The sequence below is a fragment of the Streptomyces sp. bgisy027 genome, assembly GCF_057710365.1.
The window spans coordinates 220,806-234,605 of record NZ_JBYIVZ010000001.1; the positions used below are offsets into that span (position 1 = coordinate 220,806).

Consider the following 13,800-nt stretch of genomic DNA (forward strand, 5'->3'; position numbering starts at 1 on the left):
GCTTGCGCCTGGGCGCCGGAGAGTTGCCCGACCTGGTCCCGTGCGGGAATTCCGGTGGCGACTCGGGCTGCGAGTCCGCCACTCTGGCGGAATGCCGGACGCCGTCACTCCGAAACCGCCATACGCCTCTACCGCCGCGCGCCCCTGCTGGGAGAGCCTTCCCCAGGAAGTCCGCCAGCTGATCTCACGACGCCTGGGAGGCACAGCCGTCGCTCAGCCGAGCGTCGGCAGCGGGTTCACCGGGGGCTTCGCCGCAGTGATCAATGGGCGTTCTAGCACGCAGTTCATCAAAGCAGTCAACAGCACGGACATGGTCCATGTCGCCAACTGCTACCGGCGGGAGGCGGTGATCAACCAGGCCCTACCAGAGGAGGTCCCAGCTCCACGCATCCAGTGGATGGAGGAGCAGGACGGATGGGTGATCCTTGGATTCGAAGCCGTCGACGGTGGGCGGATGCCTACCGAGCCGTGGAAGCGCAACGAGTTGGTCGCCACCTTGGCCGCCTTCGCAACGACGGCTGAGGCGCTCTCGTCACCGCCGGAGCAACTGATGCAAGTCGGGCTCAAACCCGTCGGCGCTGGGGGAGACTTCGGCGACTGGCGTGACCTGCAGGCCGGCGTCACCAAAGTCGATCTGCTGCCTGAGTGGGTACCGGTCCAGTTCCTAGACCGCTTGGCTGAACTCGAGGGCGGATGGCGGCAGGCCACCGCGGGCAACGCGGTCCTCCACCACGACCTGCGCCAGGACAACGTGCTGATCGATATCAACGAGGCCGCCTGGATCTGCGACTGGAACTGGCCTTGCTTGGGGGCGCCCTGGTTCGATCTCGTGCTCCTATTGGCCACCGCACACGCCGACGGCCATGACGCCAACGCGCTATTCGCGGAACACCCCACGGCTCGCGGAGTCACCGATGAACAACTCGACGCCGCTCTCTCTGCTCTGTCCGGCTTCTTCCTCATCTCCGGCGCGCAGCCCCCGGCCGACTGGTCCCCGTACATTCGCCAGCATCAGACCTGGTGCGGAGAGGTCACGTTGCGGTGGCTGGCAGACCGGCGTGGTTGGACGTTCTGAGGCCACGCTACGTCGAGGGCCTTGGCCTCACGCTGGTCGTCATGCTGCAACAGCCCTGGTCACGTCAGTCCCTCGCGTCTCCGACGGGTTCAACAGGGTCCGACCCGGACCTATTGGACAAGCGCCAGTAATCCTGGGTCTATGCGGATTCGAGCTCGGGGTGAGCAGATCGCTGGCGATGAAACAGGGCGGGGTCCTTAGGGCCGCGAAGGATCGGGCCTGTGAGCTCGATCGGCACATCGAGGCCTTCGAGAAGCATGACGATCTTGTCGACGTTGGTGAGCCTGCGCATGCCGGATTCCAGCATCGACAGGAAGGCCTGGCTCAGGCCGGTCAGTGTGGCCACATCATCTTGCCGAAGCGACCCAAGCCTCCGGACAAGTAGGCAGACGGTCCCGAAGTCTCGTTCTTTAAGGGCTAATTGGACATCAGGCGATTCCCAGACCTGGGCCGGGACGAACGGCTGAGCTCCCCATGCCAGGCGGCGGCACGTGCTGCAGTACGCGTCGCTGTTGTACCTACTCAGTCGGCACCCGCAACCGTTACAGCGACGCAGATGCTCTCCTACGGCGGGCGTCTTGATCGTGGGGATTGCCGACACGGACATCCTCTCCTAGATGAACCGAGATACAGATTGGGGACGAAAGGCCACGATCACGCTGACCCTGGCCGGCGGCGTCCGCTAAGAGCGAGACGTCATCTCGAAGCGTTCAGCAGCAGATGTGGAGCCTGCTGATGTCCACCCGACCGTGCTGGATCTAAAGGGTGGAGTCCTCCGTCGCCCCATAGATCTCTCTGCGGGCCCTGCTCAGGGCTCGGCGCAGCGCGCCGGGTTGCGTTAGAGCCCTGGGGGAACTGGGCAACCTGTGCCAGTGCAGACCGGGCGGCTCGGTCTTGCCTACTGGTGGAACGATGATGTGGCACTTCAAACCGAGCGCAACCGTCCCTGGCTCTTCCCAATCCGGTGCAGTGCCCTTGGGGACGAGGATGTAGAGGCGGGGCTCTGGGCCACCAGCCTCAAGAATGACGGGACCGATCAGGTCGCCGGCTTCGGTGAGGATCTCCATGGCACGCAGACCCGTAGCCTCGACTGCGCGGATCGCGTCCCATGACGTGCCCGCGGCGCAAAGGTCAGACTCCTCACCGAGGGGCATCCATCGAGGCAACGGGGTGGACGCTCCCGGGGCGGCATCAGGCATCATGCGAATGGTCTCCCCACAACTGGTTGTGAGGAGACCATTCCATTCTGCAAGTGCCGTGAGCGGACAGACTGTCCGTGGGATCTCTCGGCCAAGCCCCTTGACGTGTCGTCAGGCTGTGGTAAGGCCTGCCCAACTCGCAAAGCCAGTCAGCTCGTTGGAGGGATGAGTCTCCAGGCGCAGCAAGGCAGACGTGGTCTCGCGGACAGACGGGTGGAACCTGACGTGATTCGGTGCCACCTTGCGCGCCCGCTGAAGATCGGCGAAGGCCCCCGGCCTGTCCCCTGCCGTGAGCTTCGCAGAAGCCACGTCGATGAAGTGGTGGCTCGACCGCTCGCCGACGGTCGCCGCAGGCGGCATCCACTCGCCGCCAGAGGAGGGGGCCCACTCTCGAAGCCGCGCCAGGGCCTGCTCCGTGTCGCCCGTGTCGATCATCGCGTGTACTTCGTGAATGCGGATGTTCGTCGGCCCGAATGACATCTCATAGGCGAGGGAATCACGGTTGCCGGCCATCCTGGCCACCTGCTCCGCTTCCCGCAGGTAGTCGCTCGCACGATCGGGGTTGTTCTCCCGCGCCTCGAGCACGGCTAGCTTGAGCAGCAGAGCGCCGTCCACCGCCAGGGCGTCCTCCGAGTATGAGCGTTCTGGCTGAATCCGCTCAAGCTCGTGACGCAGTGCCAGCAGCTTGCGACGAGCGGAACTGTAAGCGCCCTGTCGGAGCATCGCGCCGGCAACGAGGTAGGCGGCAGTGACTTGCATCAACGGGTCACGGGACCGGTCCGCAGCCCAACGGACGCGTTCCAGCGAGGCGGTCGAGAGGTCATGATGGCCCAGCTTGTGCGCGAGGGAGTTGACTGCCCTGTAGGCGCGGGCGAGATGCCAGAAGGCTGTCGATTCCTCGTCACCCTGGTTGCTGAGCGCCACGTGTGTGAGCTCGGTGATGATCGGCGCCAGGAGCGGACCCATCGGAGCGTAACGCGCGTCCCGCCGTAGAGCCGCGATCTGATCGACCTCTGAAGCGAGTACGGGCAGCGCGCGGGGAGCGACATCCAGCTCGTCGGGAGTGTCGTAGCACAGCATGATCCGCCGGAGCTCCGGGATCACCGCGTGGACACCGTCCTCGGCCTCCGGCTCTCCGTAGTACGGCTGGCCTGTGAGAACTTCCACGCCGAAGTGCAGAGCCTTCGCGAGTGCCAGGACCAACGAAAGCGGCGCCTTCCGTTTCCCGGATTCGAGTTTTTCTATGTAGCTGGGTGATACGGCGACTTTCTGAGCGAGCTGGGCGACAGACAGTCTCCGAACCTTGCGGGCTATCCGGAGCCGGTCGCCCAGCGTCACGTTCTCAGCCATGGACGGATCATCCCTTCGCGACGGAGCACTCAGATCAGAGTACGGACAAGGTCCCCCTTGGCGGACTGCGTCGCCAAGTGTTTACGAGGGCGCCGTCCGCCCACGAGGGCCTCGTGCGCTGAGGCGCGGGCTTGGGAGCCTCCGGCGGAATACGCACAGCTCACGGGGACGGCGCACGGAAATGGGATGAACAGTAAATTCACCGCAATTAGGGGCGTCACGGAGGGGATCCATCGACGCCGCGTCAAGGGGCAGCGCACAGAAACCCACGGACAAATTGTGCGGCCGCTTTAACTACCTGGCGACACCTCATCCTTGCTCTGGGTGTCAGACCTTCCACGTGCACACCTCCCGCCCAGACGGCCGTGATGAACGCCACCGTGGTACGGACCCGTCACCCGCACACGCCAGGTCGCGTCGACCGAGCAGCCCAGCCTCGGTGTCCCGCGCACCTGGGGCACCGCGCTACGACTACAACGGCGCCTTGCTCGGCGGCATCGCTGAGCATGTCGTAGTTCTCCACGCCAGCTGACCTCGCCAGGTAAGCCCAACGGCCGCCTGTAGGCGAGGACGAAGGGTGAGGCTGCCCGTAACCTCCTGCGACCATTGTCTGTCCGCGCGCCCCCAACATGCCCTTGGCCTGCGATGCGGCACGCCCGGACACGACGACGGCGGGAGGGGCTCCCCCTTAGCCCTCAGACGCGATGAGCAGCTACCACCACTGCCATCTCCGCGAAGAAGAAACGCCCCTCGGCATCTGCCTGTTGCACGGCGGCATACCAGTCCTCAACCTCAACCGTGTCCACGCGCCCACAACCCCGGCGAGCCGTCGACCGTAGGGCGCCACGGATATCACCGACGCGACGCGCGGCATGCCCAGAAAGCTCCGCTGAATGGGTCACCAGGGTCTCCACGTGAGTCCGCACGAGCGGCGAAGCGGCCACAAGGCCAGGCAGCTTGCGTCCCATCCGACCGTCCGAACTGTCCATCCAGGGCGGTGAATCGTCGGCAAACGCATGCAGGACCTTCCGGTCCAGTTCGACCGGAGCACCGGACACCACGAGCGAGTCGAAATCCGAGTGCGAGAGCACCATCCGGCCACCCGGCCGCAGAACTCTATGCACCTCCCGTAGGAACAGAGTCGGGTCGGGCAGGCACTCCAAAAGGTTGGAGGAGACCACGGCGTCCACGCTGGCGGCGTCGAGTGGAAACTTCTCCCGCAGGTCCGCGGACTCCAGCTTGACGGGTCCGCTGTGACCTCGAAGCCGGTCCCGAGCCTTTGCCAGTGACTCGACTTCGCGGTCGAAGCCGATGAGCTGCGCTTTGGGATGTCGCCGCGCAAAAGCAGCGAGAGCAGGGCCGGCACCGCAACCAAGATCAACGATGGAACCTTCCGAAGGAGGATCCGATAGCGCAAGAAACCGGTCGTGCAAGGCCTCGTTCGTTTCAGGCATGCCCACCTCCCAGTCGCGCCAACCAGTGCGCACCTGGTGAAGCACACACCATAGGACGCAGCACTGCGAGCGGATTACGGACAACAGCGGGTCAACGTCGGTTGCGTCCTGGGAAGAGGAGGACCATAGGGTGAGTTGTCCCGGTGCTACGGTCGCCCGCAGGACCCTCCCGGCACCTTCTGCGCGCGCCGTTGACTTGCGAGTTGAACCGGTCGACATCTGACACCAGCCTGCGGAAGCCCGCCACGAACGTGGCCGAGAAGGCCCTCTTGGCCACATAGCGAGCGACTTCCACACTGACCGGCAGATCACGAATGAGGGGACTTGATGGCTGGAAGGAAGAAGCGTCGCAGCAAGGCTCAACGTCGACGTGAGGCGAAGCAGCGCATCGTTTTCGCCATGGCCGTCATCGGGGCACTCCTCTTCCTACTCCGGCAGTCGGCCTGGCTGCTCATCACCATCCTCGGCGCCGCCGCGCTCGCCGGGGTGGGTTCGGCGCTGTGGAAAGCGCACCGACGCGAGCGGGCAGGAGACCGCAGCTGGCGCGAGCAAGACCGCCGTATGGAGCTCGAACGCTCCATGACCTCCATCGACGCCATGAGCTGGCAAGACTTCGAGCACTACGTCGCCGAATTATGCAGACGAGACGGCTGCACCAACGTCGCCGTAGTCGGCGGCTCGGGCGACCTTGCCGCGGACATTCTCGGCAACATGCCCGACGGGCGGCGCCTGGTCGTACAGGTCAAGCACTACGCGCCCCACCGCACGGTGCCCAGCGGCGACATGCAGAAGTTCGTCGGCATGGCCTTCAACGAACACCGGGCAGACGTCGCCCTGTTCGTCGCAACCTGCGAGTACGGCAAAGCTGCACGAGACCTCGCGATCAAGCACCAAATCGTGGCTCTGAACCGCAACCTGTTCGGCTCCTGGAATAGCGGAGCACCACTGGAATCCCTACTGCCCTTGAGCGGTGCCGGTGGCGGAGTGCCCCGCCGACGCTCAACAACAAGAAGCCGCCCGGAAGGGACCTCCTGATCTCGCCACAGGCCAGTCTGCAGCCTATGGTGATTGAGGATTGCCCTCAGTAGACGCGTTCGACCTTGATTGCCTTCTCGTGACTCTGAGGGGTCTTCAAGCCGCACTGCCCTTCGTCCTCCCCGTACCTGGAATGCAGGGCTTCATCGGGCGAGCTTCGCCAGGGCCGCGTCGATCAGGGCCATCGTGCGGTCCTTGCCGAGGACCTCCAACGACTCGAAGAGGGGCAGACCGACCGTGCGGCCCGTGATGGCGACGCGCACCGGGGCCTGGGCCTTGCCCAGCCTCAGGCCGTGCTCCTCGCCGGCGGCCAGTACCGCCTCCTTGAGGGACACGGGACTGGTCCAGTCAGATGTCTCCAGCTTGGCGCGGGCCGTGGTCAGGAGGGCAGACGGGTCGCCCTTCACCGCCTTGGTCCAGGACGCCTCGTCCTCCACCGGCTTCTTCAGGAACAGGAAGTCGACGTTGGCCGTGATGTCCGACAGGACGGTCACGCGGGTCTGGGCATGCGGGGCGATCGTCTCCCAGGCGGCCTGATCGAAGTCCTCGGGTGCCCAGTTGGCGTACGGGGCGCGCAGCCACGGCCCGCATGCCTCGATGAACTTCTCCAACGGCAGGGCGCGGATGTACTCGCCGTTGAACGCGGTCAGCTTCTTGATGTCGAAGAAGGCCGGGGAGGTGTTCACGTCCTTGACGCGGAACTTCTGCTCCAGCTCCTCGTACGGCAGGAGTTCGACGTCGTCGCCGGGGCCCCAGCCGAGCAGCATCAGATAGTTGGTCATCGCCTCGGGCAGGTAGCCCTCGGCGAGGTAGTCCTCAAGGGCGACCTTGTCGCGGCGCTTGGACAGCTTCTGCCGCTTCTCGTTCACGATCACCGGCAGGTGTGCCCACACAGGGGGCTTCGCGCCGAGGGCTTCCCACAGCATCTGCTGCTTGGGCGTATTCGACAGGTGCTCGTCACCGCGGATGACCAGGGTCATGCCCTCGTCGAGGTCGTCGACGACGTTGGCGATGAGGAAGACCGGGGAGCCGTCGCCGCGGGCGATGACGAAGTCCTCGATCGCCGAGTTCGGGAAGGACGGCTCCCCGCGGACCAGGTCCACGACGACCGTGTCGCCCTCGTTGGGCGTACTGAACCGCAGAGCCCGGCCCTCGACGTACTCAAGGCCCCGGTCCCGGCAGAAACCGTCGTAGCCGAGGTGCTGGGAGCCGGTCCGCTCCTGCACCTGCTCACGGGTGCAGTCGCAGTAGTACGCGCGGCCCTGGGCGTAGAGCCGCTGGGCGGCCTCGCGGTGCCGGTCGGCGTTCTGCGACTGGAAGTAGGGGCCCTCGAACACGGGGTCGTCCTTGGAGATCCCGATGGACGCGAGCGCGCTGATGATCCCGTCGATCCACTCAGGCTTGTTGCGGGCCGCGTCGGTGTCCTCGATACGCAGGACGAACTTGCCCCCCGACTGTCGTGCGACGGCCCAGTTGTAAAGAGCCGACCGGGCTCCGCCAACATGGAACATTCCAGTTGGAGACGGGGCGAAACGCACGCGAGTGGAGGTCATAGACATACTCGCAAGCCTACTGATTCCTACCGGGTGCTCGGCCGACGATGGCGCGTGGATCTGCGACTGAAACTGACTGCGCCTCGGGGGCAGTTGGTTCGACCTGGTCCTCCTCTTGGCCACCGCGTTCACTGACGGCCACGACGCCACGACACTGTTCGCGGCGCACCCCACCGCCCTCGAGGTCGCCGACGCGCGGCTCGACGCCGCCCTCGCCGCGCTCCCTGGCTTCTTCTCGGTCTCCGGTGCACAGCCTCCGGCGGACTGGTCACCGCACCTTCGCCAGCATCAGACATGGTGCGTCGAAGTCACTCTGCGATGGCTGTCCGACCGGCATAGCTGGTCGTTCTGACTCCGTGAAGCCGCCCTGCCTTTCGGCCTCCCCGTAGCCGAAGGGCAGCACTTCGGCACAAGATCGGCCACGATAGTTAGCGCACCTGTACGAGACCATGCAGTTGTGCGTGAGCCGTGATACAGCAGCTTCTCATCGGCCTCAAGGAGGCTGCGGTCTCCTTATGAGCAAGCAGGGACTGCCAGTTCGAACCAGGTCGTCTTGCCTGCCGTACAAGGCTCGGAGCCCCACTCGGTCGCCAACGCGTCAACGAGGAAGAGGCCCCGCCCGTCTTCATCCATCGCGTCAGCGCGGGACGGACGTACCAAGGTGGGCTCAACATCAGTGACTTCAACGCGCAATCGCTCTCCGGTCCACCGCACCGACACCACACACGAACCCTGCGTGTGGGTGATCGAGTTTGCGACTACTTCTCCGGTGAGCAAGCGCAGGTCGTCGGTAAGTTCGTCACCCAGGGGAGGCCCGAGCCGTCGCGCACGGTTGACAACTCGGGCTCGTGCGGATGGAACCGCCTCGACCGAGGGTGGGACGGTGAACGCGTAAGGCGAACCTTCGAGTGAGCCGGACATGACTGTGGCCTCTCGCGAGGCGGGAGTTAGGGTGTCCACGCAGTCTCCCAGAAGTGAATGGGTCGCTCGCCGTATTGACCGGGCGCGTCCAGCAGGTGACGTCTGGAAGCCAGCAGCAGCCCAGTAGGTGGCGGACAACACCATGGGCCAAAGGTGGCTCAATTCCCTATCCCGCAGGTGATATCACCTCTGCAATACCCCAACGGACAGCCCACCGGATCATAAGTTCACGAGCGAGCTGTCAATCCGTCGCGACCTGCGCGGCGCAGACGATGATCGAGTTCCCACAGGGCCGAGCGGTTGGAATCCCACTGCACAGCCGTCATCGCCGCGTCGAAGGCTAACCATCTGTACTCGGTGTGTTCGTTGGAAAGCAACAGCTCCGGGCTGTCGACTCGGACCCCGAAGGCGAACTCCGGGATCACCAGTACATCCGGTCCCCAGGTGAACTCGCCGGTGACGTACACCGCCGGGATCGTCGCGCGAGAGTCGAGTTCGACGAACTCAAGATCGCCGTCTAAGCCCGCCTCCTCGGCGGCCTCTCGCCGAGCCGCCTTCATCGGGGATTCCCCTGCTCCGCCGCCTCCGGCCACACCCTGCCAGCAGCCCCGATCTGCACGCCGGAACAGGGCGTATCTCAGCCCATCCCCGGTTTGCCGGAAAGGCAGAACCAGCACCTGGAACGGGGCCCGGCCCTTCAGATCGTCAGTCATCGCTTTACGGTAGGGCACCGCCAAGCATCCCGCTGTCGTCTGGCCCCCGGGAACTCCATGCTCACGGCAAGAACGTCACCGAACCTCGGTGCCGACACTTCACGGCGTACGGCTACCAAATCCGTCATGGCGTTCCGCTCCGCCGGTAGCCGGCCCACAAACGGCCGCCGACCTGCCCCAGTACGTCGTCGACCACGTCGACAAGGGCTTCGTCCTGGCCCTCCAGCGCATCGCGGACAGCGTGGTGCAGGCGCACACCGAGGCCGGGTGCATGGGCCTCAAGACGACGCGCGAGCCACTTCCCGCCACCACTCCAAGCCCCGCCAACAGCCAGCGCCAACTCGCCGGTTCGACGGGTCAATTCGGTAGCGATGAACAGGCGCTCAACCCGGTCGGTGCTCGCAGCGAGGTCGTCCAGGAGATCAGTGATCGCGTAGCGATAGTCTTCGATCTCTTCGCCCGTCACAGCGGGTGGCCCAGCGGCGGCCAGATTCCGGGCTTCAGCTGCGAGACGTTCACCTACTCCATCCCTGTCGAAGAGCAGCAGGCCGTCCGCGCACATCCACAGCAGAGGCGACCGGCGCTTCACTACCTCCCGCTTTACGAAGGCGTGCCACGTCTCCTCGGTATGCACGAACAGCTCGACCGGCCATTCGCCACGCTGAAGGCTCTCCCGGTATGGAGCCGGCGCTCCGTGCAACAGCACCACGATGTCGAGGTCAGACGTCGCCGTGCGGCGCGCCGTGACGACGCTGCCCCCTAGGAACGCCGCACGAGCGGCAGGATGACGTTCCTCTGCAACGGCGCGAGCTGCGGCAACCGGATCCATGTAGGTCACTATTCAGGGCCTTTGGGCAGCGTGCATCCTCTTTCTGCATCCGGACGCGCAGACAGTGACCGGCGGTGAAGGCGTTCACAGGATGTGGAGAACGGCATCGTGGTGATCGTGGCGCTACCGTTGCCAGTTCTCTCCTGCGCCTATTCGCAACAGTGCCCACCCCAGCCAAGGCCGTCTCGTCCACTGGCCAGACCTCGTGACGGCCGCTGGGCTCAGCTAGGGTCTCGCGCTGTGCAGAAGCTGGTGCTCTTTGACCTCGACAACACCCTCATCAACCGCCAGTGGGCGCTGACGGAATGGGCGGCCGACTTCTGCCGCCTCCAAGGCCTGAGTGACGAAGACGAGGGGCACCTCGTTGGGGCGCTCCGGGAAAGGGCCTACCCGGCCACCTTCGAACGACTGCGCCAGGAGCTCGGCCTCGAGGCGCAGGCTACGGACCTCTGGGATAATTACGTCACTGGAATCACCGCCGGAGTGCCCCGTAGACCGGACATCGTTCAGGCCCTCGACCAGCTACACGACGCGCGATGGCGACTGGGCATCCTCACCAATGGAGCCACCGACATCCAGCGCGCCAAAATCGCCGCCGCAGGACTCACCGAGGCTGTCGACGCCATCGTGATCTCAGAAGAGATCGGAGCACGCAAGCCAGAAGCGGACGCCTTCCACGTCGCTGTCGCCCGCTGCGGCGGCACCCCCTGGGAGGAAGCTTGGATGGTTGGCGACAATCCCGAGAACGACATCCGCGGAGCTCAAACCGCTGGCCTCGGAACCATCTGGGTCAGCCACCACAGACCATGGCCCGATCACCTCACCCCGCCCAACCACGCGGTACCCGACACGCTCAGCGCCATCGCACTGCTGCTGAACACCACCCAGACGAGGACAGCACGATGATGGTCACAGGGATAACTGTCGGGCTGATGCACCCCGGCAGCATGGGCGCTGCTTTCGGTGCCCAATTGCGAAGGCAGAACGTCCGGGTGCTGTGGTGCGCAGATGGCCGCAGCAGCCAATCGTGCGCCCGGGCCGAGAACGCTGGCCTCGAAGGCGTGCGGAACCTTGCGCAACTGGTGGCGCACGCTGACGTGTTGCTGTCTCTGTGTCCGCCTGCCGCCGCGGTGGCTGTCGCACAGCAGGTGGCTGCCTGCGGGTTCGATGGCCGGTTGTATATCGAGGCGAACGCGATCACGCCGCGCCGCGTCCAGGATGTCGCAGAACTGCTTCCTGGCACCAAGGTCATCGACGGCGCGGTGATCGGCTCCCCTCCTGTGGGCGGCAAGCAGCCCACGTTGTATCTGTCCGGAGACCCAGACGGCTGTTCCCAAGCCACGGCCCTGTTCGCCGCGAGCGACGTGAAGACCTATGTGCTGGGCGCCGAGGTGGGAGCGGCCTCTGCACTGAAGCTGTCTTACTCGAGCTACCAGAAGGCCTCCCGCGTCCTGGCGGCGCTCGCCTACGGCGTCGCCGATGCCAGCGGAGTAGCCGACGAGCTCCTCAAGATCGCCGGGAAACGGGGCGGCAGCTACCTGACCGAAACCGACTACATCCCCAAGACAGCATCCCGCGCCTGGCGCTGGGGCCCTGAACTCGACGATGCAGCAGCTCTGCTGAGGGAGATCGGGCTCCCCGATGACCTGATGCGAGCAGCCAGCCGAGTCCTCCACCAGTGGTCGGACGCCCGAGACCGCGAACTCACCGTCGCCGAGGCACTCTCGCTTCTGCAAGTTGACCAAGGCCGGGAGGGGGACGACGAACCATAGCGCGTACCCATGGTTCGCCTGCGATCAGATGCCGTGGCGAATCAGGAGATCAATCTCCTGCGCCGCCTCTGTAGGCGACATGGCATCGGTATCGAGCCGCAGATCCCAATCGAAATCCGAGCTGGCCTCGACGTCTCGGGCCGTAGCGTCCCAGGCGGCCAGGCGGGCTTCGGTGTCGCTGTCGCCGCGCCCCTTGGAACGGACCGCGGTACTCTCCCGTGAACACCACAGCAACACACTGCTCCACGAGGCGGGAAACTCATCCACCATTGTCTCAATTCCCGCGACCTGCCCGAGATGCAGGATGGGAATGGACCCGTCCTGCATGGCCTGGACAAGCCCCGGACGGTCTACGAGGTAGATGTTGCCGTACCTGTCGTTGCGGTAGATCACGTCTCCGCGTGCCTCGAGCTCTACGAGCTGCTCGGCGGTCCCCATGCGGTAGCCATCAGTGCGGCCACTGCCAACCTTCAGACGCTTGAACGCGCTATAGATCTCGTTGTGTTCGCACAGCGCCGTGGTGATGGTGTCCTTCCCAGATGCGGGTGGACCGTACAACAGGATGCCCTGGCTCATGTGAACACCGTCCCGAATATCTGCCGAACCTGATCGGTGAGGGATATTGCCGCACCGAGACGGTTGTCGACTACCAAGTGCGGTACAACCGGCCGTAGTTCTGTATCAATGGTCGAGGCGTACTCGTCCCAGTTCTGCAACTTCCAGCTGTCGCGGGCTGCCGAGCGGAAGCTGATGTACTCGTGCATCGTCTCCAGGTCGCACTGGATCCAGATGACCGCCACGGTCACTCCCCGAGCCTCGCATCGGTTGATCAGCCGGCGCATCCACCGCTCGTCGCTCACCTCGGAAACAAACGGTGCGGTGAGCACCGTACTGATCGAACAGTCGACATTGGCGTAGGCGGTCTCCAGCAAGCACTGGTACTCCAGGGGCCGCACATTCTCCCGATATACCAGGGAGTGGCGGTCGTTTGGATCGCTTCCCATCTCAACCAGCAGCCGCTCAACAAGCGGACGGGTGATGGGGTCCTTGTCAAGGACAGGCCATCCGGTGAGCCGTGAGATGAACCGTGAGAACTCCGACTTCCCGCTGCCGGCGAAGCCGCCCACCATCAACAACGTGGGCCGGTTCGGGTCGCCGCCAGTGTGACGACGTTTCCACGCGTCAATGATCCTCTGCTGAACTTCCTGGCCATTGCTGTTGGCGTCGCCCGGAGCGATCTGCAGCACTGCGCGCTCAACGGCCAGCACGTGGTCGCCGAGCGGCTCCGCCCTCGACGGCGTGAGCTTGAGCTGAGTCTGCTCACCCGGCAGTGCTTTCCGGAAGCCCAGCTCGGGCTCGGTGGCCCGGTAGAGAAGACAGTAAGCCCGGCGGTAATGCGGACCGGGATACACCTCACCCTGTTCGTGCTGCCAGAGGGTCTGGAAGTTCGCTGCTGGCACAGTGAGTCCGGCAGCGCGCGCCACTTCACGAAGCCGCTCACCGGCACCCTCAAGCGTCAGACCGTGTGCTTCGCGCATGGCGCGAAGCTGGTCGGGACGCCACCCCGCACGGCCTTTCCCCATGCCTGCTACCGCCTGCCCGCTGCTCACCATGATCGTGACCCTAAGTCTGCCCCGAACGAACGCATGTGTAAGCGGATGTTGAAAAGTCACGTCGCCAGACGTTGAGCAGCTTCGCCAAGCGCCAGTGATACTCCGCAGCGCCGAACACCGGTGTGATGGGGCCCACTCCGGCGGTACACCTGCCGGACCTCAGGGTTGATCATCTGATGAAGGAGACGATCACGGTGTCGGGGTCGCGAACCACCGAGGTAGCTGCGACTGCGCCGGACGCTCGGCGGTGCATCACCTGCCAGTGCCGCTTAAGCAGGTACAACAG

The 13,800-nt window shown here is 64.8% G+C and carries 14 protein-coding genes; 5 read left to right on the top strand and 9 right to left on the bottom strand.

The annotated features are described in order from the left end of the window. The first annotated feature begins 91 nt into the window (after nt 1-91). Complete coding sequence (locus tag AC3ETA_RS00955) at nt 92-1,075, top strand: phosphotransferase family protein (protein WP_432190869.1); 984 nt, start codon at nt 92-94, stop codon at nt 1,073-1,075. Between the two features lie 139 nt (nt 1,076-1,214). Here AC3ETA_RS00955 and AC3ETA_RS00960 read toward each other — a convergent pair whose 3' ends face one another. From AC3ETA_RS00960 to AC3ETA_RS00970, 3 genes are all read right to left on the bottom strand, one after another. Beyond that, nucleotides 1,215-1,682 carry a helix-turn-helix domain-containing protein gene (locus AC3ETA_RS00960; protein WP_432190870.1) on the bottom strand — a complete coding sequence of 156 codons (468 nt, stop codon included), beginning with the start codon at nt 1,680-1,682 and terminating at the stop codon, nt 1,215-1,217. 703 nt (nt 1,683-2,385) lie between these two features. Next, entirely contained in the window at nt 2,386-3,624 is a 1,239-nt protein-coding gene (locus AC3ETA_RS00965; RefSeq protein ID WP_432190871.1) for a helix-turn-helix transcriptional regulator, read from the bottom strand. A 695-nt stretch (nt 3,625-4,319) separates the two neighbouring features. Further along, entirely contained in the window at nt 4,320-5,078 is a 759-nt protein-coding gene (locus tag AC3ETA_RS00970) for a methyltransferase domain-containing protein (RefSeq protein ID WP_432190872.1), read from the bottom strand. Between the two features lie 327 nt (nt 5,079-5,405). Here AC3ETA_RS00970 and AC3ETA_RS00975 point away from each other — a divergent pair, with 327 nt between their 5' ends. Continuing rightward, complete coding sequence (locus AC3ETA_RS00975; protein ID WP_432190873.1) at nt 5,406-6,113, top strand: restriction endonuclease; 708 nt, start codon at nt 5,406-5,408, stop codon at nt 6,111-6,113. Between the two features lie 143 nt (nt 6,114-6,256). Here AC3ETA_RS00975 and gltX read toward each other — a convergent pair whose 3' ends face one another. Further along, nucleotides 6,257-7,624, bottom strand: coding sequence for a glutamate--tRNA ligase (gene gltX, locus AC3ETA_RS00980; protein WP_432190874.1), 1,368 nt, complete (start codon nt 7,622-7,624; stop codon nt 6,257-6,259). 157 nt (nt 7,625-7,781) lie between these two features. Here gltX and AC3ETA_RS00985 point away from each other — a divergent pair, with 157 nt between their 5' ends. Beyond that, complete coding sequence (locus AC3ETA_RS00985; protein ID WP_432190875.1) at nt 7,782-8,018, top strand: hypothetical protein; 237 nt, start codon at nt 7,782-7,784, stop codon at nt 8,016-8,018. Between the two features lie 161 nt (nt 8,019-8,179). On the opposite strand, the gene AC3ETA_RS00990 is transcribed toward AC3ETA_RS00985, so the two are convergent. The 3 genes from AC3ETA_RS00990 to AC3ETA_RS01000 all read right to left on the bottom strand — a co-directional run bounded on the left by AC3ETA_RS00990 (nt 8,180) and on the right by AC3ETA_RS01000 (nt 10,129). Beyond that, nucleotides 8,180-8,731 (bottom strand): ATP-binding protein, encoded by a 552-nt coding sequence (locus tag AC3ETA_RS00990; protein ID WP_432190876.1) that lies wholly within the window; start codon nt 8,729-8,731, stop codon nt 8,180-8,182. 83 nt (nt 8,732-8,814) lie between these two features. Next, a complete protein-coding gene (locus AC3ETA_RS00995) occupies nt 8,815-9,300 on the bottom strand; it encodes an NUDIX domain-containing protein (protein WP_432190877.1) in 486 nt (161 codons plus the stop codon). Nucleotides 9,301-9,424: 124 nt separating this feature from the next. Further along, nucleotides 9,425-10,129, bottom strand: a complete 705-nt coding sequence (locus tag AC3ETA_RS01000) for a nucleotidyltransferase domain-containing protein (RefSeq protein ID WP_432190878.1) — start codon at nt 10,127-10,129, stop codon at nt 9,425-9,427. Between the two features lie 240 nt (nt 10,130-10,369). Here AC3ETA_RS01000 and AC3ETA_RS01005 point away from each other — a divergent pair, with 240 nt between their 5' ends. Both AC3ETA_RS01005 and AC3ETA_RS01010 read left to right on the top strand, forming a co-directional pair. Further along, the gene (locus AC3ETA_RS01005) at nt 10,370-11,035 is read left to right on the top strand and encodes an HAD family hydrolase (protein ID WP_432190879.1); all 666 of its coding nucleotides are present in this window, start codon (nt 10,370-10,372) and stop codon (nt 11,033-11,035) included. Then, nucleotides 11,032-11,901 carry an NAD(P)-dependent oxidoreductase gene (locus tag AC3ETA_RS01010; RefSeq protein ID WP_432190880.1) on the top strand — a complete coding sequence of 290 codons (870 nt, stop codon included), beginning with the start codon at nt 11,032-11,034 and terminating at the stop codon, nt 11,899-11,901. The genes AC3ETA_RS01005 and AC3ETA_RS01010 overlap by 4 nt, the downstream gene beginning before the upstream one ends. A gap of 24 nt (nt 11,902-11,925) precedes the next feature. Here the strand turns inward: AC3ETA_RS01010 and AC3ETA_RS01015 are convergent, their stop codons facing one another. Together AC3ETA_RS01015 and AC3ETA_RS01020 are read right to left on the bottom strand one after the other, a co-directional pair. Beyond that, complete coding sequence (locus tag AC3ETA_RS01015; RefSeq protein WP_432190881.1) at nt 11,926-12,477, bottom strand: P-loop NTPase family protein; 552 nt, start codon at nt 12,475-12,477, stop codon at nt 11,926-11,928. Further along, nucleotides 12,474-13,514 (bottom strand): AAA family ATPase, encoded by a 1,041-nt coding sequence (locus AC3ETA_RS01020; RefSeq protein ID WP_432190882.1) that lies wholly within the window; start codon nt 13,512-13,514, stop codon nt 12,474-12,476. Before AC3ETA_RS01020 ends, AC3ETA_RS01015 begins: the two co-directional genes overlap by 4 nt. Nucleotides 13,515-13,800: the final 286 nt, after the last annotated feature.